The organism is Phytobacter palmae (genome assembly GCF_039409775.1).
Classification (GTDB): domain Bacteria; phylum Pseudomonadota; class Gammaproteobacteria; order Enterobacterales; family Enterobacteriaceae; genus Phytobacter; species Phytobacter palmae.
This window is the reverse complement of record NZ_JBCIVJ010000004.1, coordinates 37,179-54,782: the sequence shown is the minus strand read 5'-3', so window position 1 is coordinate 54,782 and position 17,604 is coordinate 37,179. Positions and strand designations below refer to the sequence as shown.

The window sequence follows — 17,604 nt, the reverse complement described above, 5'->3', positions numbered from 1 at the left end:
TCAAGAATCGTTACGGGCGTCTGAACAGAACGATAGAGCGCCCCTCCAGTTCAAAATCCATCTCTTTAGTGATAACCAGCCCGTGTCTGGCATTTTCGGCGGTAGAAATCTCCAGCACCCAGCCACCCTCGCCAAACTGCGGAATGCGAAACGGCACGTTGCCTTCAAACGGATTAAACAGCATCAGGACATCATGCCAGATACCCTTTTCAGTTTGCAGATCCGGGCGGCCAATATAGACACCGAGCGTCGAACCCTCATCCCACTGTTCGGGTTGCTGGAAGCCCCCCCCGGCATTAAACCACTCAATCACCATGCCATCGCGCCAGTTTTCACGGCGCAGCAACGGCTGGTCAGCGCGCAGTTTTATAATGTGGCGGGTAAACTCGCGCAGCGTACTGGCCGTTTCCGGCAGGTCATCCCAGTGAACCCATGAAATTTCACTGTCCTGGCAGTAGCCATTGTTGTTACCCAGTTGACTGCGGCCAAACTCATCACCCGCAAGTAGCATTGGCGTGCCATGAGAAAAGAACAAGGTCGCAAGGAAGTTGCGTTTCTGCCGCTCGCGCACGGCGTTAATGCCTTCATCCTCAGTAGGGCCTTCCGCGCCATAGTTGCAGGAGCGGTTATCGTTGTGACCGTCGTTGTTATCTTCGCCGTTGGCTTCATTGTGCTTTTCGTTGTAGGACACGAGATCGTTAAGGGTGAAACCGTCATGGGCAGTAATAAAGTTAACGCTGGCCCATGGACGACGCCCGCGCTGGTCGTACAGGTCGCCGGAGCCTAACAGGCGTGCGGCAAAATCGCTGGAGACATTATCGCCATGCCAGTATTCGCGCACCGTATCGCGATATTTATCATTCCACTCGGCCCAGCCTGGCGGGAAGCCACCCACCTGATAGCCGCCCGGACCAATATCCCAGGGTTCGCCAATCAATTTCAGGCGTGAAAGCAGCGGATCTTGCATCATGGCGTCAAAAAAGCCGCCACGCTGGTCGAAGCCTTGCGGTTCGCGCCCAAGAATAGTCCCCAGGTCGAAGCGAAAGCCGTCGATATGCATTGATTCGGCCCAGTAACGCAGGGAGTCCATCACCATTTGCAGCACCCGAGGATGCGAGGTGTTCACCGTGTTACCCGTACCGGTATCGTTGATGTAATAGCGATGCTGGTCAGGCAATGTACGGTAGTAGGAGAAATTATCGATCCCCTTAAACGAGAGCGTCGGGCCAAGTTCATTGCCTTCCGCCGTGTGGTTGTAAACCACATCGAGGATCACTTCGATACCGGCGTCATGAAAGGCGCGAACCATATCACGCAGACCCTGAATGCCTCGAGGGCCGTAATAACGCGAAGCCGGTGCAAAAAAACCGAGGGTATTATAGCCCCAAAAATTTTTCAGACCCTTATCCAGCAGATGCTGGTCATCAGGAAACCAGTGGATGGGCAGGAGTTCAACCGAGGTGATGCCAAGATTTTTGATGTAATCAACCGTCGCCTTGTGGCCCATGCCTTCAAAGGTGCCGCGCAGTTCCTGCGGCAAGGCGGAATTGAGCTGGGTAAAGCCTTTGACGTGCGTTTCATAGATAACCGCACTGGACCAGGGAATGACCGGGCGATGTTGGTCCTGCCAGTCAAACTCATTCGGGTCGATCACCCGGCATTTAGGCATATACGGGCCGCTGTCGCGGGTATCAAACGTCAGATCTTTATCTTCATGTAACAGATCGTAGGCAAAGTGCGATTCATTCCACTCCACATTGCCAACCAGTTCGCGGGCATAGGGGTCAACCAGCAATTTGTGCGGGTTAAAACGGTGACCATTTTCCGGGTCGTAAGGGCCGTGGACGCGAAAACCATACAGTGCGCCGGGTTTCAGTCCGGGTACATAGCCGTGCCAGATTTCATGGGTGTACTCCGGCAGATCGAGCCTTGCAATCTCCTGTTGGCCGTCGGGAGCATAGAGGCAGAGCTCTACGCGCTGCGCGTGTGCGGAAAAGAGCGCAAAGTTGACACCCTCGCCATCGTAATTAGCACCGAGCTGATGATAATTTCCTGCTGTAATAGTAAATGACTTTCCGTCTGACATTTTTTCCTTCTCCCGCTAATGACATTTTTTGCCATAAATACAAAAGGTTAAAATGAACTATATAAAACGCGTACGGGCAGACTGCCATCACATGGCGTCAGGTCGATGCCCTTATTCAGGTTTTCTTCTTTTCCGGTAAAGAGATCCCGATAATGCCGTCCGGCAAGCGCATCCGTCAGCATGACCGAGGTATCCTGCAGGCCTGGCGGGTAGAGCCAGTCGGGGTGTGCCGCCAGCGAATCGAAAACCAGACGCGGTACGATAACAATCAGCGCCTCGTCGCCGCAGGTGCGGGCAAAGGCGATAACGTTTTTCGCCTGCGAACCTGAGGCGGAAAGCGGCTGATAATCGCCTGTGCGAAAGAGTTGCGGTTTTTGCTGGCGGAAACGGGCAAGAAGGGCGATAGCCTGCTGTTTCGTTCTGCCGCTAAACCAGGCCTCTTTGTCGGTATTAAGCGGTTTGTCCTCATCGTCGAGCGCGCTGGCAAGCGCAAAGAAATCGGGTTCGAGGCGATTATCCGGATCCACAAGGCTAAAATTGAACGCCTCGCTCCCCTGGTAGATATCCGGTACGCCGGGTGCAGTAAGCTTAATTATTGCCTGTGTCAGGCTGTTCACCAGTCCGGCGCGAATAAAAGGCTGCAGGGCGCGGTGGAAATCGGTCAGAAACGGCTGGTTATCCGCTGAGAGCAGATGGGCGACATAGCCCAGAACCGCCTGTTCGTAAGCGTCATTATTGTCATCCCAGCTCGTGCGTAATTTCTCCTCGCGCAGCGCTTTTTCAACATACGGCAGAAAACGCTCTTCCAGGGCTTTGAGGCCTTTACGATCATCCGGGCGCAGCGTTACGGGCCACGCCCCCGCCAGCGCCTGATAGATCATCCATTTGCTGCCGGAGCGTGGCGCGGCGCCGTCATCAATCAGCACCACTTTTGATTTGTTCATCTCGCGCCAGCGAACAACGCACTGCGCCCAGAGTTCGGGTGCTTCGGTAATGGTATACAGCCGTGCGCGGGTATCTTCACCCCGCTTGGTGTCGTGAGTGGAGGTTGTCGACAGGGCATCCGGCTGGCGCTGGCGGCGGGTTTGCATCTCATTATGGAAAGCGGCCAGCGAATAGGGTCGCGGTAACGGCTCCGATCCCACTTCATTGAGCGCCAGCGCCATGTGCTGACGGAAAAAGAGGGTATCTTCCACCGATTTCGCCATTAGCGGTCCGGTCAGTTGCTGAAAGCGCGTGCGAAAGGTGAGCACATTATCGGCGGTACTCTCTTTTAGATAGCCCACCAGAATCTTTTGCAGGAAATCCAGCGCACCAGGATCAGGCAGATTGCCGGAGGCTCTCACCGAATCGGCCACCTTTTGTAACAGGGCATAGTCTGCCGGGGGCAGCCCCTCGTCAGTGCCGTAGGTACGGTAAACGGGGAAGGCAACCAGCAGCTCTCGCAGAGCCGTGCTCATCGCGGTTTCATCCAGATCCGCCCCTTCGGCCGTGGCAATTTCCAGACTCAGTCTGAGAAGAGTTGTAAATTCACCTTCAAAATTGCGCCCCGACATCAGCAGCTTGGCGGACCTGAGCTCGTTCGCCATATCAACCGTTCTGCCCAGTACCTCTTCATAGGTCTGGCTCAGGGTCTCCATCTTGTCGCCATCGACCAGCGCGTCGGATAACGCGGCGATAAATTCATAACCGGTGGTCCCGGAGATGGGCCACTCTGGCGGTATCTGCTCGCCGTCGGCCAGGATCTTCTCCACGGTGATATAGCAGTCCGGCCCCGCCTGTTGGCGCAAACGATCCAGATAACCTTTCGGGTCCGCCAGCCCGTCAATGTGGTCAAGGCGCAGTCCGTCAACGACGCCGCTGTGCACCAGCTCAAGAATCAGTCGGTGCGTATCATCAAAAACCGCTTTATCTTCCACGCGAACGCCCACCAGACCGGTTATTTCAAAAAAGCGGCGGTAAGAGAGCGAATGAGGCGCATCGCGCCAGCAGGTGAGCCGCCAGGGCTGGCGCTGATGCAACGCGATAATGGCTGATTTATCCGTCAGATTCAGTATCGCGTCGGGATCGTGCTGCCAGCTTTCCGGCGTCAGTGGGTAAAAGCTTTCGTAATAGGCGAAGGCAGGCTTCCCGGTTTCCGGGTCCGGCTGCAGGTGGATCTCGCCACGCTCCAGTGCATTTTCAAAGGTATCGCCCAGAAACGGCAGAGTAAGCGGGCGCGTCCAGTCAATATCGAAATGGTGGGCGTAACGGCTTTGCGGTCCGTGTTCGATAACATCGCGCCACCAGCTGTTTTCCAGCGATGCCGCCATATGGTTTGGCACAATGTCGAGAATCAGACCCAGCCCGGCCTCTTTGAGCGCGTTTACCATGCGGTCAAATCCCTTACGTCCACCAATGGCCGGATCGATTTCATTCGCGTCTGTCACGTCATAACCGTGGGTTGATCCGCTGGTGGCGGTAAAAACAGGCGAAGCATACAGATGGCTGATGCCGAGGCGTTTCAGGTAGGGCACCAGTGCCGCGGCACGGTCAAAGGTCATGCCGTTACGAAACTGAATACGGTACGTTGCCGTTGGAATGGTCATTGCGCATCTCCTGACGCGAGGCGAACCACAATCGAATGTGGCGGCAGTTCGTTTGTGATAGTCGGGCGAGAAAACAACGTCTTGCCGGGGAGGTCAGGTACGGGCCGGGCGTGCTCACCGAGATTGAGCGCCATTGATAACGTCCCGTCAGGGAAGGTCCAGCGTACGGCGAGAAAGTCGCAATCGGTATCCACGACCGTACCGTTGTGCCCTGTAGCATTGGTGAGCAATGGCACAATGTGCTGCTGGCGCAATGCCAGTAGTTCACGCGTTAAGGCTAACCATGCTTTACCTTCCGCGCTTTGCTGTGCCTGCCAGTTGAGTTTCGACAGAGTGAAGGTGCTCTCGGCGTTGGGATCGGGCACATCAATGCCGTCATAGCCAGAGTGACCGGCAAACTCTTTTGCCCGTCCCTCACGAACGGCGCGGGCGAGATCGCCATGGAAATCGGTAAAGAACAGGAAAGGCCGCGTCTCGCCATACTCTTCACCCATAAAGATCAGCGGAATATGCGGCGAGAGCAGCAGGGCAGCCAGCAGAAGCTGGCAGCGTTCCGGCCCTGCGAGGCTAATCAGCCGTTCCCCCAGTGCGCGGTTGCCCACCTGGTCGTGATTCTGGATAAAATCGACAAAGGCGACAGGCGGCTGACCCCGGCTGTCCACGCCGCGCGGTTCGCCGCTGTGCGCAGAGATATCGCCCTGATAAGCAAAGCCCCCGGCGAGGGCCCGGGCCACCCATTTTTCAGGGGTATTCGCGAAATCCTGGTAATAAGCATGAGTCTCACCCGTCGCCAGCACATGCACGGCATTGTGAAGATCATCGTTCCACTCGCCGGTAAAGAGGGGGGCAGCGCCGTTCTGGTCGCGCGGGTGCAGGTCGATGATGTTACGGCTGTCTTCGGTAGTGAGATGAACGGGGCGGTCGGTTATCTGTTGACGAATGCGCTGCGCAATTTCTATGAGGATGTGTTTTTCGGATTTATCCTCAATCTGATCGATGGCATCGAAGCGTAATCCATCAAGACGAAACTCGGTCAACCAGTAGAGCGGGGCTTCTGCAATATAGCGACGGGCCGCATCCACATCATAAGCGATACCCGCGCCCCAGGGGGTGGAACGGGAGCTATCGAAAAAGTCGGGCGAGAGCAAAGAGAGATAATTGCCTTCCGGGCCAAAGTGGTTGAGCACAATATCAAGAACCACAGAAAGCCCAAGCGCGTGGGCGGCATCGACAAAGGCGCGGAAGTCGTCCGGCGTACCGTAGGCGGAATGCGGCGCGTAGAGCAGTACGCCATCGTATCCCCACCCCCGATTGCCGCCAAACTGCGACACGGGCATCACTTCAATCTGGGTAATCCCCAGTTCGGCGAGATAAGGCAGTTTTCTGATAGCTGACCGGAAGGTTCCATCCGGCGTAAATGTTCCGATGTGCAACTCATACACAACAGTCTCTTCCCACGGACGCCCCTGCCACTGCGGGAGTTGCCAGTGGTACTGTGTGGGGTCGATGACAAGCGACGGGCCATTAACATCCGCTTTCTGCGCGCGCGAGGCCGGGTCGGGAAGTGTCATGCCATCGGCGAGCACATACTGATATTCCGTGCCGTGGGCGACATTTTCGACGGTAAGTTCAAACCAGCCCTCGCCGCACGGGCGCATATCAAGGTCCTGGCCCGCAAGTCGCAGGGTGATACTGGGCTGAGCGGATGCCCAGACACGAAACCGGACGGTGCCGTTTCCGAGCCATTCGGCACCCCAGCTTTTATGAAATGATGTTGACTCCATTCAATTACCTCGTTTAATGCAAAGCGATCAATGGCCGACAAAAGTGCCTCAAGAACGCGACACCTCAAGGCATACGAAGCTGATCATAGTCGATTATGGGAAAAGTGATGTGACAGTGTCACTTATAAAGCAGGCAGGATGGGCGCAATTGCGACGAGTGATGGGCGAGTGCGTCTCGTTGCGCAAGCGAGACGCCAGGGTTCATTCAGGGCGTTTATCCTGTGAGCGGCGTTAAGCGCTCAATACCCCTTTTTATAACGTTAAATCATGCATCTGTATCGGTGTCAGACTTACGTAGCTCAAGGCTGAAATCGTGGTAATCGCTAAGGCACCAGGTGCGGGTATACTCTACGGGGACGTCGTTATGGCTGCACCCTCTACGGGTAACTAACAAAAGCGGTGTTTGTTGGCGGATGCCAAGATAGTGTGCCAGCCTGTCGTCAGCCGCGACGGCGGCAAAACGCTGGGTGGCACGAAGTACGGGCATCCCTTTCTGATCAAGGTAGTGGTAGAGCGACTCAGGCAGGTCGGTAATTTTCTCCAGCAACTGTGCGGGTAATACCGCCGTTTGCACGGAGATGGCAATACCATTAATTTTACGCACCCGGGTCAGTTCTACCACTTCGTTGTGCGGTGCACTTAATTGCAGGGTCTGGCACTCCTGCGGCGAGGCGATCCGGCGCTGGTAGCCCACCAGTTCGCTTTGTGCCTGGCCTCCGCTGGCATCGGCCATCTCGCTAAAGCTTTCCAGCAAGGGGAGCGACTGGCGCAGGTGAGGGGCAACAAATGTCCCCGCTCCCTGCTGACGAATAAGGATCCCCTCCTCAAATAACTGCTGAAATGCCTTGCGCACCGTCCCCCTGGCTATCGCCAGCATTTCCCCGAGTTCTCGCTCAGAGGGGACTGCGTCCCCAGGACGCAGTTGCCCCTTTGCAATGGCGCTTTTGATGACATTGATGAGTTGCATATACAGCGGCAGGCCATCTGACGGATCGAGGGCAAAGACAGCGGACATCACATCTCCAGAATGAATTTCTCTATCGGCTTATTGTGTACCAATCCTTAACCATTTTACGCCACTTGTCATCCTGCTTGCGGAGCTGTGCCCGCCTGCAAACGTGAAAGTGATCACAAAGTAAACATATTCGACTGGTTTCAGGACGTATGGTTTATTTAAGGTAGGTGTGTGGTACATAAATGGTACACTTACTACAGGTGAAAATATGACAACCAAACGTTTACTGGACTGCTGTGCTTCCGACCTGGTACAGATGGACAAAGCGGCGTTGCTGTATGCGATTCGTGCCAGTGAAGGGCGCGTGTTGATCAGTGAAACGATAGCGATTACGCAGCCGCTACTTAACAACGTGACCAATGCAGAGCTTGCGGCGTCACAGGGGGCGGATATCCTGCTGATCAATATGTTTGATAGCGAACATCCACATATAGCGGGCATGCCTGCGGATACCCGACCGGAAGAGGTGTTACATCGTTTAGCGCAACTGACCGGCCGGGTAATCGGCGTGAACCTGGAGGCCGTCGACCCCAGTTTTGCCTGTAACCATGACGATATCTGGACAATGAATCCCGGGCGCGCGGCGACGGCGGAAAATGCGCGAAAACTGGTGGCGATGGGGGCCAAACTCATTGTACTGACCGGGAACCCTAATAACGGCGTGAGTAACCGGGCACTGGGACTGGCGCTTAAAGAGATACGCGATGCGACTGGCGACAGCGCGATATTAATAACCGGTAAAATGCATGGTGCAGGTGTGGTCCGGGAAAGCGGGAGCGCCATTATTTGTGAAGAGGATGTGAACTGGTTTGCTGAGCAAGGGGCGGATATTGTCTTGATCCCGGCACCCGGTACGATACCGGGCATGAGCCAGGAAAGGGTCGCGGCGCTTATTGATTGCGCGCACGCCAGGGGCGTTCTGGCGATGACGGCTATCGGAACGTCACAGGAAGGGGCCGACATCAATACGATTCGCCAGATTGCCCTGATGAGTAAAATGGCCGGGGCCGATCTGCATCATATTGGCGATACAGGTTATATGGGAATGGCACTGCCGGAAAATATTCTGGCCTATAGCGTGGCCATTCGCGGTGTGAGACATACTTATACGCGTATTGCGCGTTCGGTAAATCGCTAACGTGCATGAACCGGTATCCGCTGGCAGTGAATACCGGTTTATCGATTAAACGGCAGGAATGCTCTCCAGCGTCGGGTAGATCGTCAGGCCGTGTTGCCTGCCGAGCTTGATATCCATATCAGCCCCACGCGATTCGCCGGCAATGCGAAAGATGGCGTCACAGCGGGTTATCAGGCGATGTGCGACGGGATAGAGCATCGACTCGCAGATAGCATCGTCGTGTCTCGTGGAACCTGCGGCTTTTGCCAGCGGCAGGGCCAGCCATTCACCAATGACCGGAATATGGCCACGTTGCCAGACTGCCAGCGCGGCCTCTTCAAGCCTGGCAAGGTTCTGCGCGATTAAGTCCGCGTTCCCCTGCGTCCCGCTGCGATAAGGACCCGCGATGAGAATGATTTGACGGTTCATGTTGGCCTCACAGGAGTTTTTTGAGCGCGACATGGTAGAGCAGCATGATGGTCTTAGCGTCACAGATAAGGCCGCTGTCAATCGCCGCGAGGGCATCATCGAGCGTCATTTCCATGACTTCGATATCTTCCCCTTCGGCTTCAATACCCCCACCCAGGCTTATTTTGTCGCCAGACTGATACTCCGCCGTATAAAAGTAGAGTTTTTCGGTGACAGAACCGGGGCTCATAAAGGCTTCGAACACCTTCTGTACATTCGCCACGCGATACCCGGTCTCTTCTTCGGCCTCTGCTTTGATGCGACTTTCCGGGTCCATGTTATCGAGTAGTCCTGCGGCGGCTTCAATCAGGTAACCGTCATGTCCGTTGATAAAGACCGGAAAACGAAACTGTCGGGTCAGGATGACCGTGCGTTTCGGACGGTTATAGAGAAGGATCGTTGCTCCGTTGCCGCGGTCATATACTTCGCGATTCTGTCGCTGCCACTCACCGTCGCGGCGACGTAGCTCAAAAGTATATTTCGTCAGCGTATACCAGTCGTCGGACAGGATTTTACTGTCCTCAATGCGTACTTCTGCACGTTTTGATTGCACAATACCACCTCCATACGTAGAGTAGGCATCATAAACAGCATTTTCGTGCACGATCAAGATTATTCGTGCAAAAACAGGAATAGCCTCATGCTTACCAGCCAACGCAAACGCCTTATCCTTGAACAACTCGCCCGTGAAGGACAGGTGCTGTCTAAAGCGCTCAGTGCACAATTTGCGGTGTCAGAAGACACTATTCGCCGTGACTTACGCGAACTCGCGGCGGAGGGAGAATTACAGCGCGTGCACGGCGGAGCGCTGCCGGCGTCGGGGGCGACCGCCACTTTCGCTGAACGTCAGTCGCTGCGTCTGGATTCAAAAAAACGGGTGGCGCAAAAGGGGGCTGAACTGATCCTGCCAGGCCAGGTGGTCATGATTGATGGCGGGACGACGACGGCGGAACTGATCACCTTCTTGCCACCGGATTTGCACATTACCGTGGTGACACACAGCCCGAGTATTGCCCTGGCGCTGGTAGAACACCCTTGCATCGACGTCATTCTGATCGGCGGAAAGCTGTTTAAACACTCGGTTGTTACTACCGGGACCGCCGCCATCGAAGGAATTTCCGCCATTCACGCTGACCTGTTTTTTATGGGAGTGACGGGGCTCCATGCCGAGGCAGGGCTGACCACCGGCGATTACGAAGAAGCCAGTGTTAAACGCGCATTTTCCCGCCGCGCGGCCGAAACCATCGTGCTGGCGTCCGCCGAAAAAATAAATGCGGCCTCTTCGTATGTCATCGGTGATTTATCGATGGTCAATACGGTGGTGGTGGAAGAAGAGGCCGATGCCGGGCTGGTCGCTGCGCTTGAAAAGGCCGGCGTGGTGGTGGTAAAGGCAGACTGAAACGGTGTCCATCACTTTTCCGGAACAGAGAAGTGATGGACTCTGTAGCACGAAACTATTTCTGGTTATCGCGTGGGTGCAGAAAGGGCAACATCCTCTCAAGGGTATTATCGCGAACAATGTAGTGATGAAACAGCGCAGCGGCAGCGTGCAGGCCCACCAGGAAATAACCGGCGTTGGCGATAAATTCATGTACCGATTTCAGGTTGTGCTGAAGCTCAGGGTCTTTCGCGGCAGCGATCGGCATTTGCAGACCTAAAAATGACCATTCCACCTGCCCGACGTAGAGTGAAAGCACCCCGAGCAGCGGCAAACTTAAGAACATCAGATAAAGCAAACCATGTACGGCTTTGGCGGCGATGATCTGCCAGCGTGGCGGCTGCGGGATAATGTCGGGATCATGATGCGTGAGTTTCAGTCCGACACGCACCACCATGAGTATCAGTACGCTTACACCGGCGGTGTAATGGATCAGAACAAGCAACGTTCGCGGCGTGCTGCCCTTCGTCGCAAAGCCTTTTAACTCCATTGCCGCGTAGGCGATAACTATCAGCAATAACACCAGCCAGTGCATGATGCGCTGGCTGCGAGCAAATGTATTTTTCACCGGAATGTCCCTCATTAATAACGGTGACGTAGATATAAATAAACAACCTTAAGCCGACATTAATTAAACCCTTTTCGGTTGGACTGTTCCCTGGTTGTCCTGTTGTTTTACCTCCGTTTTATGTCACTTTCCTGTCGGATTACTTATCTGTAACAAAGCCCGGCATCAGGGAGAATTGTGAATTTGACGGGCCGTTGAGGCATCAGTGAGGCGCGCTTATCCAGGCGCAGCGTGGTTGATCATTATATAATTTAATAATATATTAAAAAGTATATTGTATGCCGGATAACGTGAGATGACGTGTGAAAACACCCGATAAGCAACGCATGTACGCCGCTGCCGCCAAAGCGGCAGGGGTGCTAAAGTCCATGGCCAATGAAGATCGCCTGCTGTTGCTGTGCCATCTCAGCCAGGGCGAAGCGTCAGTGGGTGAGATAGAGCTGGCGCTGGGCATTACACAGCCAACACTCTCACAGCAACTGGGGGTGCTGCGCCGTCAGCAACTGGTCGAAACCCGGCGTGAAGGAAAACAGATTTTCTACCGGGTCGCAGCGCCGGACGTACTGGCATTGCTCAATACCCTTTACACACTCTATTGCCCGACAGCGGAAAGCGAGGAGGGAGATGATGATTGACTGGACACATTTCACGCCACTGGCAAGCGCCGCAGGTGGCCTGGTGATTGGTGCGGCGGCATCAATGCTGATTCTGTTTTGCGGACGGGTCGCCGGGATCAGCGGCATTCTCGGCGCACTGTTATCGCGGGCGAATAAAGACAAGGGCTGGCGAATAGCGTTTCTGCTCGGCATGGTACTTTCTCCTCTGATCTGGCGTCTGGCGGCACCGCTGCCTGAGGTCAGTATCGCGGCCTCCTGGCCCATGCTTGTCGTAGCCGGTCTTCTTGTAGGGGTGGGAACGCGTTACGGCTCTGGCTGTACCAGCGGCCACGGTGTATGTGGGCTGTCGCGTCTGTCGCTGCGTTCACTGGTCGCCACTCTAACCTTTATGGCCGCTGCGTTTATTACCGTGTGGCTTGTCGGTTTCTGGCGTGGCTGAGCGCAAGAGGAGTGCAGTGATGAATCTCTTTTTCGCCTTACTGTCCGGTCTGCTGTTTGGTATCGGCCTGATTGTCAGCGGTATGGCCAATCCGGCAAAAGTTATCGGCTTTCTGGATATCACCCGCGTGTGGGATCCTTCGCTGGCGTTTGTCATGGGAGGGGCTATTAGTGTCGGCTTCTTTGCCTTTCGCATAGCCGCCAGACGCAAACGGCCGCTGTGTGGCGATAAGATGCATCTGCCCACGGCGAATCATATTGATAAACGACTGGTGGGCGGCGCGCTGTTATTTGGCACAGGCTGGGGGCTGGCGGGCATCTGCCCCGGCCCCGGACTGGTGCTGCTGGGGGCCGGTTTCATGCAGGGGGTGATTTTTGTACTGGCAATGCTCGCCGGGATGCTGCTTTTTCAGTGGATCGAAGGATACCGCGATAAGTCACAGGTTCGCCCCCGCTAACACAAGCGGTGACGAACCTTTTCTGATTACTGTGCCACCCAGCCGCCGTCCATATTCCATGCCGCGCCGCGTACCTGAGACGCAGCATCGCTGCATAAGAACAGGGTCAGCGCGCCCAGCTGTTCCGGGGTCACGAATTCGCCGGAGGGTTGTTTTTCCCCAAGTAGCGTGTCACGCGCTACTTCGGGGGCGATCCCGGAGGCGATGCGTTGATCAATTTGTTGCTGTACCAGGGGTGTCAGCACCCAGCCAGGGCAGAGAGCATTACAGGTAATATTGGTCTGTGCGTTTTCCAGCGCGATCACTTTCGTCAGACCGACCACCGCGTGTTTGGCCGCGACGTAGGCCGATTTCTCTTTTGATGCCACCAGTCCGTGCACCGAAGCGATATTGATAATGCGTCCCCAGTTGCGCTCTTTCATCCCCGGTAGCGCCAGTCGGCTGGTGTGAAAGACCGACGACAGGTTGATCGCAAGGATAGCGTTCCACTTTTCGACCGGAAACTGCTCGACGGGGGCGACATGCTGGATCCCGGCATTATTGACCAGAATATCCACGCCGCCGTACTCGCTTTCTGCATACTGCATCATGGCTTCGATTTGCGTCGGGTCGCTCAGATCAGCGTCGTGATAACCCGGCCTTGCGCCATAGCGAGCCACTTTATCTTTGGCGCGATCTACCTCGCCAAAACCGTTGAGAATGAGTTCAGCGCCCGCTTCTGCCAGTGCGCAGGCGATCCCCAGGCCAATGCCGCTGGTGGAGCCTGTTACCAGCGCGACTTTACCGTTCAGATGCATCTTGTTCTCCTTAAACTATACCGGTCATGTAGAACACGCCGATCACAAACAGGACCGCCAGACTTTTAATCAGGGTAATGGCGAATATGCCGCCATACGCCTGTCGGTGCGATAAACCCGTAATGGCGAGCAGGGTGATGACCGCGCCATTATGCGGAAGTGTATCCATACCGCCGCTGGCCATTGACGCCACGCGGTGCAACACCTCAAGTGGAATGTTGGCCGCGTGAGCGGCGGCGACGAACGTATCGGCCATGGCCGCCAGCGCGATACTCATTCCCCCGGAAGCAGAACCAGTGATACCGGCCAGCGCTGTTACGCTGATTGCTTCGTTCAACAGCGGGTTGGGAATGGCCGCCAGTCCTTTGGACAACACCAGAAAGCCTGGCAGAGCGGCGATGACTGCGCCAAATCCATATTCAGATGCGGTATTCATTGCCGCCAGAATAGCGCCGCCCACGGCCGTTTTACTGCCTTCTGCCAGCCGTCCGCGAATATTGCGAAAGCCGCAGATCACCACCATCAAAATACCTGCGCACAGTGCCGCTTCCACCGCCCAGATGGCGTTAATTTTGCCGACTTCGGTGACAATCGGTTTCGCCAGACCGGGGAGCGTCAGCTCATGCGAGGCGCCATACCAGACCGGGATCCATCGGGTAAACAGCAAATTGAATACGCCAACCAGAATCAACGGCGCAATGGCAATGATCGGGTTGGGAAGATTGATGTTATCCGGCGTTTCCGGCTCATTGAGTAAGTCGGTGCCGTAACCTTCATTATTCGCCTGCGCTTTGCGCCGTTGACGTTCGAGATAAAAAAGGCCGACCACAATGATAAATACCGAGCCGATCACACCAAGCCAGGGGGCTGCCCAGGCGTTCGTGCCAAAGAAACTGGTTGGAATAATATTCTGGATCTGCGGCGTACCGGGCAGGGCGTCCATCGTAAAGCTGAATGCGCCCAGCGCGATGGTGGCGGGAATAAGCCGTTTCGGAATACCGCTCTGACGGAACAGTTCCGCCGCAAAGGGATAAACCGCAAACGCCACCACAAACAGAGAGACGCCGCCGTAGGTCAGGAGCGCACAGACCAGCACTATGACCGGGATAGCGTGGCGACGGCCTAATAACCGGATTGCCGCGGCAACAATCGAACGGGAAAAACCTGAAAGCTCAATAAGCTTGCCAAACACCGCGCCGAGTAAAAAGACCGGGAAGTAGAGTTTAACGAACCCGACCATCTTCTCCATAAAAAGACCAGTAAAGGCCGGGCCAACTGCGCCGGGGTCGGTCAGAAGCACGGCGCCTAACGCAGCAATCGGGGCGAACAAAATGACGCTGTAGCCGCGATAAGCCGCGACCATCAGCAGGGCCAGAGCAGCCAGGGCAATTATTACGCTCATCATGACTCCTGAATCTTATTTTGTAGGGGACAGATACGGGCACTAAGGCTTTAAGGCATGACGCAGTTGCCAGGCGCGTCGTTGTTGGATGCGCGCGCGTCGCGCCTCATCCCAGTGATAAAATCCGTCTCCGCTGCGCTCGCCGGTCTCGCCGCGTTGCGTTTTCTCCTTAATGAGTTCAAGCATCTCATCACCCTGGGCAAGCTCCGGCAGAAGATGACGATAGATGTCCAGTACGGTGTTAAGACCCGTCATATCTGCCGCTTCCAGTGGGCCAACCATGGCATAGCGTCTGCCAAGGGAAGCACGCATTACCTGATCCACCACTGCGGCGCTGGCAATGCCGCTGTGGACGATATGTAAGGCTTCCCGCAGCAGGGCAAACTGCAGGCGGTTGCCGATAAAACCAGGGGCGGCGCGGTCGAGTTTTACCGCCTCAAGTTCGAGGCGGCGTAAAAGCTGATACACCGTCTCAATGCATTGCGGGTCGGTATGGCTTCCGGGAACCACCTCAACCAGCGGGATAAAGTGCGGCGGGTTCCAGAAATGGGCGATCAGCAGGCGCGAGGGATGCGCCAGCCTGGCCGCCAGCGCATCCGGCGGCAGACCGCTGGTATTACTGGCAATGATCGCCTCAGGGGAAATGCGTTTTTCCAGCTCCTCATACAGTGCGTGCTTAAGTTCCAGTCGTTCAGGAATCGCCTCAATAAGCAGGCGGGCATCAGCAAGATCGTCAAGTGACGTTGTCACGTGAAGCCGTGCCAGGGTTGCCGGTTTATCTGCCTCGTTGACCTGTCCGGCGTCCTGCAGTTCGTTGAGGATAGCGCTGGCAGCGCCTGCCACTTCTGCCAGGCGGGACGGGTCCGTATCGTAAATCAGTACGTCCTGCTGAAAGCGGGCGAAGTGGGTGGCAATACCAATCCCCATCAACCCGGCGCCGATTATTACGGTCTGCTGCATGCTATTCTCCTTCATCGGGCCACCGCCAGTGCGACGCCCTGACCGCCACCGACGCAAAGCGTCGCCAGCCCTTTATGCGCATCGCGACGCTGCATTTCGTGCAGTAGTGTGACCAGGATGCGGCAACCCGACGCGCCAATGGGATGACCGAGGGCGATAGCGCCGCCATTAACATTGACACGCTCGCTGTTCCAGCCCAGCTCATCGCCCACCGCCAGCGCCTGGACGGCAAATGCTTCGTTAGCTTCTATCAACTCAAGATCGTTGATATCCCAGCCGGCGCGTTTCAGGGCTTCACGGGTTGCCGGTACCGGACCCAGTCCCATGACCGCCGGGTCAACTCCCGCCACCGCATACCCCGCAATATGGGCCATTGGCACCAGGTTAAGTTCCCGGGCTTTCTGCGCGCTCATCACCAGCACTGCCGCCGCGCCGTCATTCAGCGATGAAGCGTTGCCTGCTGTCACCGTCCCCCCATCAGGACGAAACGCAGGACGCAGACGGCTTAATAATTCCGGCGAGGTTTCCGGGCGTGGCGGCTCGTCCTCACTGACGATCAGCGGCTCTTTTCTGGGGCGCGGAACGCTAACGGGGGTAATTTCTGCGCTGAAACGCCCGGCTTCACGGGCTGCGACCGCTTTCTGCTGCGAGGCGAGGGCAAAGGCATCCTGGCGGGCACGATCAATGGCGTATTTCTCTGCCAGGTTTTCCGCCGTGATCCCCATGTGATAGTCGTTGAACGCGTCCCATAATCCGTCGTGAATAACGCTATCAAGCATATTGCTGTGGCCGAGACGTAATCCGGCGCGCGCTCCGTCCACCAGATAAGGCGCGTTGCTCATACTTTCCTGACCACCAGCGACCACAATATGCGCATCGCCGCTGCGGATCGCCTGGACCGCCTGTAACACCGCTTTCAGCCCGGAACCGCAAACCTGATTGACGGTCACCGCAGGTGTGGTCACCGGTATCCCCGCATGCAGCGCCGTCTGACGCGCCGGATTTTGCCCGCAGCCCGCACTTAGCACCTGGCCAAAAATCACTTCATCTACCTGTTCGGGACGAACACCGCTCTTTTCCAGCAACGCTTTCACCGCGCAGACGCCAAGCTCAACCGCTGACAGCGGGGCAAGAGCGCCATGAAAATTACCGGTTGGCGTGCGGGTTGCTGCAACAATCACCACGTCCTGCATCTGTTCGCTCCTCATTGAAAATGCATCTCCGGGACCACATCAGGCACGATGAGGCGTCCGGCGGTTTTGCTGACAATCTCTTCCACGCTGACACCCGGCGCGCGCTCTTTGAGCACGAACGCCCCGTTCTCAATTTCCAGGTAAGCGAGATCGGTCAGAATGCGGCGAATGCAGTTCGCTCCGGTAAGGGGAAGGGTGCAGTGGTCGAGCAGTTTCGACTCACCGCTTTTCGAGGCATGGGTCATTACCACGATGATGTTTTCCGCGCCCGCTACGAGATCCATGGCGCCACCCATCCCTTTCACCATTTTCCCGGGGATCATCCAGGAGGCGATATTGCCCCCGACATCCACTTCAAATGCGCCAAGGACGGTTAAATCCACATGGCCCCCGCGGATCATGGCGAAGGACTGCGCCGAGTCAAAAATGGCTGCGCCGGGTCTGGCGGTGACCGTCTGCTTTCCGGCGTTGATCATGTCGGCGTCTAATTCAGCTTCATCAGGAAACGGCCCCATGCCGAGCAAGCCGTTTTCTGATTGCAGCATCACATCGACGCCGGGCGGGACAAAGTTCGCCACCAGTGTCGGAATACCAATGCCCAGATTGACGTAGTAGCCGTCACGCAGTTCACGCGCCACACGTTGTGCCATCTGTTCACGAGTCAACATATCGGCT

At 56.0% G+C, this 17,604-nt stretch carries 17 protein-coding genes; 5 read left to right on the top strand and 12 right to left on the bottom strand.

The window, feature by feature from the left end; genetic code table 11:
- Positions 1 to 10 precede the first annotated feature (10 nt).
- From glgX to AAIG39_RS06965, 4 genes are all read right to left on the bottom strand, one after another.
- Positions 11 to 2,086, bottom strand: coding sequence for a glycogen debranching protein GlgX (glgX, locus tag AAIG39_RS06980; RefSeq protein ID WP_090084443.1), 2,076 nt, complete (start codon positions 2,084 to 2,086; stop codon positions 11 to 13).
- Between the two features lie 47 nt (positions 2,087 to 2,133).
- On the bottom strand, positions 2,134 to 4,674 hold the full coding sequence (gene treY / locus AAIG39_RS06975; RefSeq protein ID WP_343193493.1) for a malto-oligosyltrehalose synthase: 2,541 nt from the start codon (positions 4,672 to 4,674) through the stop codon (positions 2,134 to 2,136).
- On the bottom strand, positions 4,671 to 6,458 hold the full coding sequence (treZ, locus tag AAIG39_RS06970) for a malto-oligosyltrehalose trehalohydrolase (RefSeq protein ID WP_090084439.1): 1,788 nt from the start codon (positions 6,456 to 6,458) through the stop codon (positions 4,671 to 4,673). Before treZ ends, treY begins: the two co-directional genes overlap by 4 nt.
- Before the next feature lie 265 nt (positions 6,459 to 6,723).
- On the bottom strand, positions 6,724 to 7,473 hold the full coding sequence (locus AAIG39_RS06965; protein ID WP_090084438.1) for a GntR family transcriptional regulator: 750 nt from the start codon (positions 7,471 to 7,473) through the stop codon (positions 6,724 to 6,726).
- 208 nt (positions 7,474 to 7,681) lie between these two features.
- Here AAIG39_RS06965 and AAIG39_RS06960 point away from each other — a divergent pair, with 208 nt between their 5' ends.
- The gene (locus AAIG39_RS06960) at positions 7,682 to 8,611 is read left to right on the top strand and encodes a DUF7916 family protein (RefSeq protein ID WP_343193492.1); all 930 of its coding nucleotides are present in this window, start codon (positions 7,682 to 7,684) and stop codon (positions 8,609 to 8,611) included.
- 45 nt (positions 8,612 to 8,656) lie between these two features.
- On the opposite strand, the gene AAIG39_RS06955 is transcribed toward AAIG39_RS06960, so the two are convergent.
- Both AAIG39_RS06955 and AAIG39_RS06950 read right to left on the bottom strand, forming a co-directional pair.
- Positions 8,657 to 9,019 carry an NUDIX hydrolase gene (locus AAIG39_RS06955; RefSeq protein ID WP_343193491.1) on the bottom strand — a complete coding sequence of 121 codons (363 nt, stop codon included), beginning with the start codon at positions 9,017 to 9,019 and terminating at the stop codon, positions 8,657 to 8,659.
- A gap of 7 nt (positions 9,020 to 9,026) precedes the next feature.
- Positions 9,027 to 9,611: an NUDIX hydrolase gene (locus AAIG39_RS06950; RefSeq protein ID WP_090084597.1), complete on the bottom strand. Its 585-nt coding sequence runs from the start codon at positions 9,609 to 9,611 to the stop codon at positions 9,027 to 9,029.
- 87 nt (positions 9,612 to 9,698) lie between these two features.
- On the opposite strand from AAIG39_RS06950, the gene AAIG39_RS06945 reads away from it, so the two are divergent.
- The gene (locus AAIG39_RS06945) at positions 9,699 to 10,457 is read left to right on the top strand and encodes a DeoR/GlpR family DNA-binding transcription regulator (RefSeq protein ID WP_343193490.1); all 759 of its coding nucleotides are present in this window, start codon (positions 9,699 to 9,701) and stop codon (positions 10,455 to 10,457) included.
- Positions 10,458 to 10,512: 55 nt separating this feature from the next.
- Here AAIG39_RS06945 and AAIG39_RS06940 read toward each other — a convergent pair whose 3' ends face one another.
- Positions 10,513 to 11,064 carry a cytochrome b gene (locus AAIG39_RS06940; protein ID WP_343193489.1) on the bottom strand — a complete coding sequence of 184 codons (552 nt, stop codon included), beginning with the start codon at positions 11,062 to 11,064 and terminating at the stop codon, positions 10,513 to 10,515.
- Between the two features lie 326 nt (positions 11,065 to 11,390).
- Here AAIG39_RS06940 and AAIG39_RS06935 point away from each other — a divergent pair, with 326 nt between their 5' ends.
- From AAIG39_RS06935 to AAIG39_RS06925, 3 genes are read left to right on the top strand one after another with little or no spacing between them, the layout of a single operon-like run.
- Positions 11,391 to 11,699: a metalloregulator ArsR/SmtB family transcription factor gene (locus AAIG39_RS06935; protein WP_343193570.1), complete on the top strand. Its 309-nt coding sequence runs from the start codon at positions 11,391 to 11,393 to the stop codon at positions 11,697 to 11,699.
- Complete coding sequence (locus tag AAIG39_RS06930; protein ID WP_343193488.1) at positions 11,689 to 12,120, top strand: YeeE/YedE family protein; 432 nt, start codon at positions 11,689 to 11,691, stop codon at positions 12,118 to 12,120. The genes AAIG39_RS06935 and AAIG39_RS06930 overlap by 11 nt, the downstream gene beginning before the upstream one ends.
- Before the next feature lie 19 nt (positions 12,121 to 12,139).
- Positions 12,140 to 12,577 carry a YeeE/YedE family protein gene (locus AAIG39_RS06925; protein WP_249568811.1) on the top strand — a complete coding sequence of 146 codons (438 nt, stop codon included), beginning with the start codon at positions 12,140 to 12,142 and terminating at the stop codon, positions 12,575 to 12,577.
- Between the two features lie 26 nt (positions 12,578 to 12,603).
- Here AAIG39_RS06925 and AAIG39_RS06920 read toward each other — a convergent pair whose 3' ends face one another.
- The 5 genes from AAIG39_RS06920 to AAIG39_RS06900 are packed head-to-tail and all read right to left on the bottom strand — an operon-like array spanning position 12,604 to position 17,597.
- Entirely contained in the window at positions 12,604 to 13,374 is a 771-nt protein-coding gene (locus AAIG39_RS06920; protein WP_343193487.1) for a 3-hydroxybutyrate dehydrogenase, read from the bottom strand.
- Between the two features lie 10 nt (positions 13,375 to 13,384).
- Complete coding sequence (locus AAIG39_RS06915; protein ID WP_249568809.1) at positions 13,385 to 14,779, bottom strand: GntP family permease; 1,395 nt, start codon at positions 14,777 to 14,779, stop codon at positions 13,385 to 13,387.
- A gap of 39 nt (positions 14,780 to 14,818) precedes the next feature.
- On the bottom strand, positions 14,819 to 15,736 hold the full coding sequence (locus tag AAIG39_RS06910) for a 3-hydroxyacyl-CoA dehydrogenase family protein (protein WP_343193486.1): 918 nt from the start codon (positions 15,734 to 15,736) through the stop codon (positions 14,819 to 14,821).
- A gap of 11 nt (positions 15,737 to 15,747) precedes the next feature.
- A complete protein-coding gene (locus AAIG39_RS06905) occupies positions 15,748 to 16,929 on the bottom strand; it encodes an acetyl-CoA C-acetyltransferase (RefSeq protein WP_343193569.1) in 1,182 nt (393 codons plus the stop codon).
- A gap of 11 nt (positions 16,930 to 16,940) precedes the next feature.
- Positions 16,941 to 17,597, bottom strand: a complete 657-nt coding sequence (locus AAIG39_RS06900) for a CoA transferase subunit B (RefSeq protein ID WP_090084420.1) — start codon at positions 17,595 to 17,597, stop codon at positions 16,941 to 16,943.
- Positions 17,598 to 17,604 lie beyond the last annotated feature (7 nt).

Coding starts and splice junctions, on each gene's coding strand:
- AAIG39_RS06965 (WP_090084438.1), bottom strand. CDS start 7,473: ATGTCCGCTGTCTTTGCCCTCGATCCGTCAGATGGCCTGCCGCTGTAT.
- treY (WP_343193493.1), bottom strand. CDS start 4,674: ATGACCATTCCAACGGCAACGTACCGTATTCAGTTTCGTAACGGCATG.
- AAIG39_RS06905 (WP_343193569.1), bottom strand. CDS start 16,929: ATGCAGGACGTGGTGATTGTTGCAGCAACCCGCACGCCAACCGGTAAT.
- AAIG39_RS06960 (WP_343193492.1), top strand. CDS start 7,682: ATGACAACCAAACGTTTACTGGACTGCTGTGCTTCCGACCTGGTACAG.
- treZ (WP_090084439.1), bottom strand. CDS start 6,458: ATGGAGTCAACATCATTTCATAAAAGCTGGGGTGCCGAATGGCTCGGA.
- AAIG39_RS06935 (WP_343193570.1), top strand. CDS start 11,391: ATGTACGCCGCTGCCGCCAAAGCGGCAGGGGTGCTAAAGTCCATGGCC.
- AAIG39_RS06910 (WP_343193486.1), bottom strand. CDS start 15,736: ATGCAGCAGACCGTAATAATCGGCGCCGGGTTGATGGGGATTGGTATT.
- AAIG39_RS06900 (WP_090084420.1), bottom strand. CDS start 17,597: ATGTTGACTCGTGAACAGATGGCACAACGTGTGGCGCGTGAACTGCGT.
- AAIG39_RS06945 (WP_343193490.1), top strand. CDS start 9,699: ATGCTTACCAGCCAACGCAAACGCCTTATCCTTGAACAACTCGCCCGT.
- AAIG39_RS06930 (WP_343193488.1), top strand. CDS start 11,689: ATGATGATTGACTGGACACATTTCACGCCACTGGCAAGCGCCGCAGGT.
- AAIG39_RS06925 (WP_249568811.1), top strand. CDS start 12,140: ATGAATCTCTTTTTCGCCTTACTGTCCGGTCTGCTGTTTGGTATCGGC.
- glgX (WP_090084443.1), bottom strand. CDS start 2,086: ATGTCAGACGGAAAGTCATTTACTATTACAGCAGGAAATTATCATCAG.
- AAIG39_RS06955 (WP_343193491.1), bottom strand. CDS start 9,019: ATGAACCGTCAAATCATTCTCATCGCGGGTCCTTATCGCAGCGGGACG.
- AAIG39_RS06920 (WP_343193487.1), bottom strand. CDS start 13,374: ATGCATCTGAACGGTAAAGTCGCGCTGGTAACAGGCTCCACCAGCGGC.
- AAIG39_RS06915 (WP_249568809.1), bottom strand. CDS start 14,779: ATGATGAGCGTAATAATTGCCCTGGCTGCTCTGGCCCTGCTGATGGTC.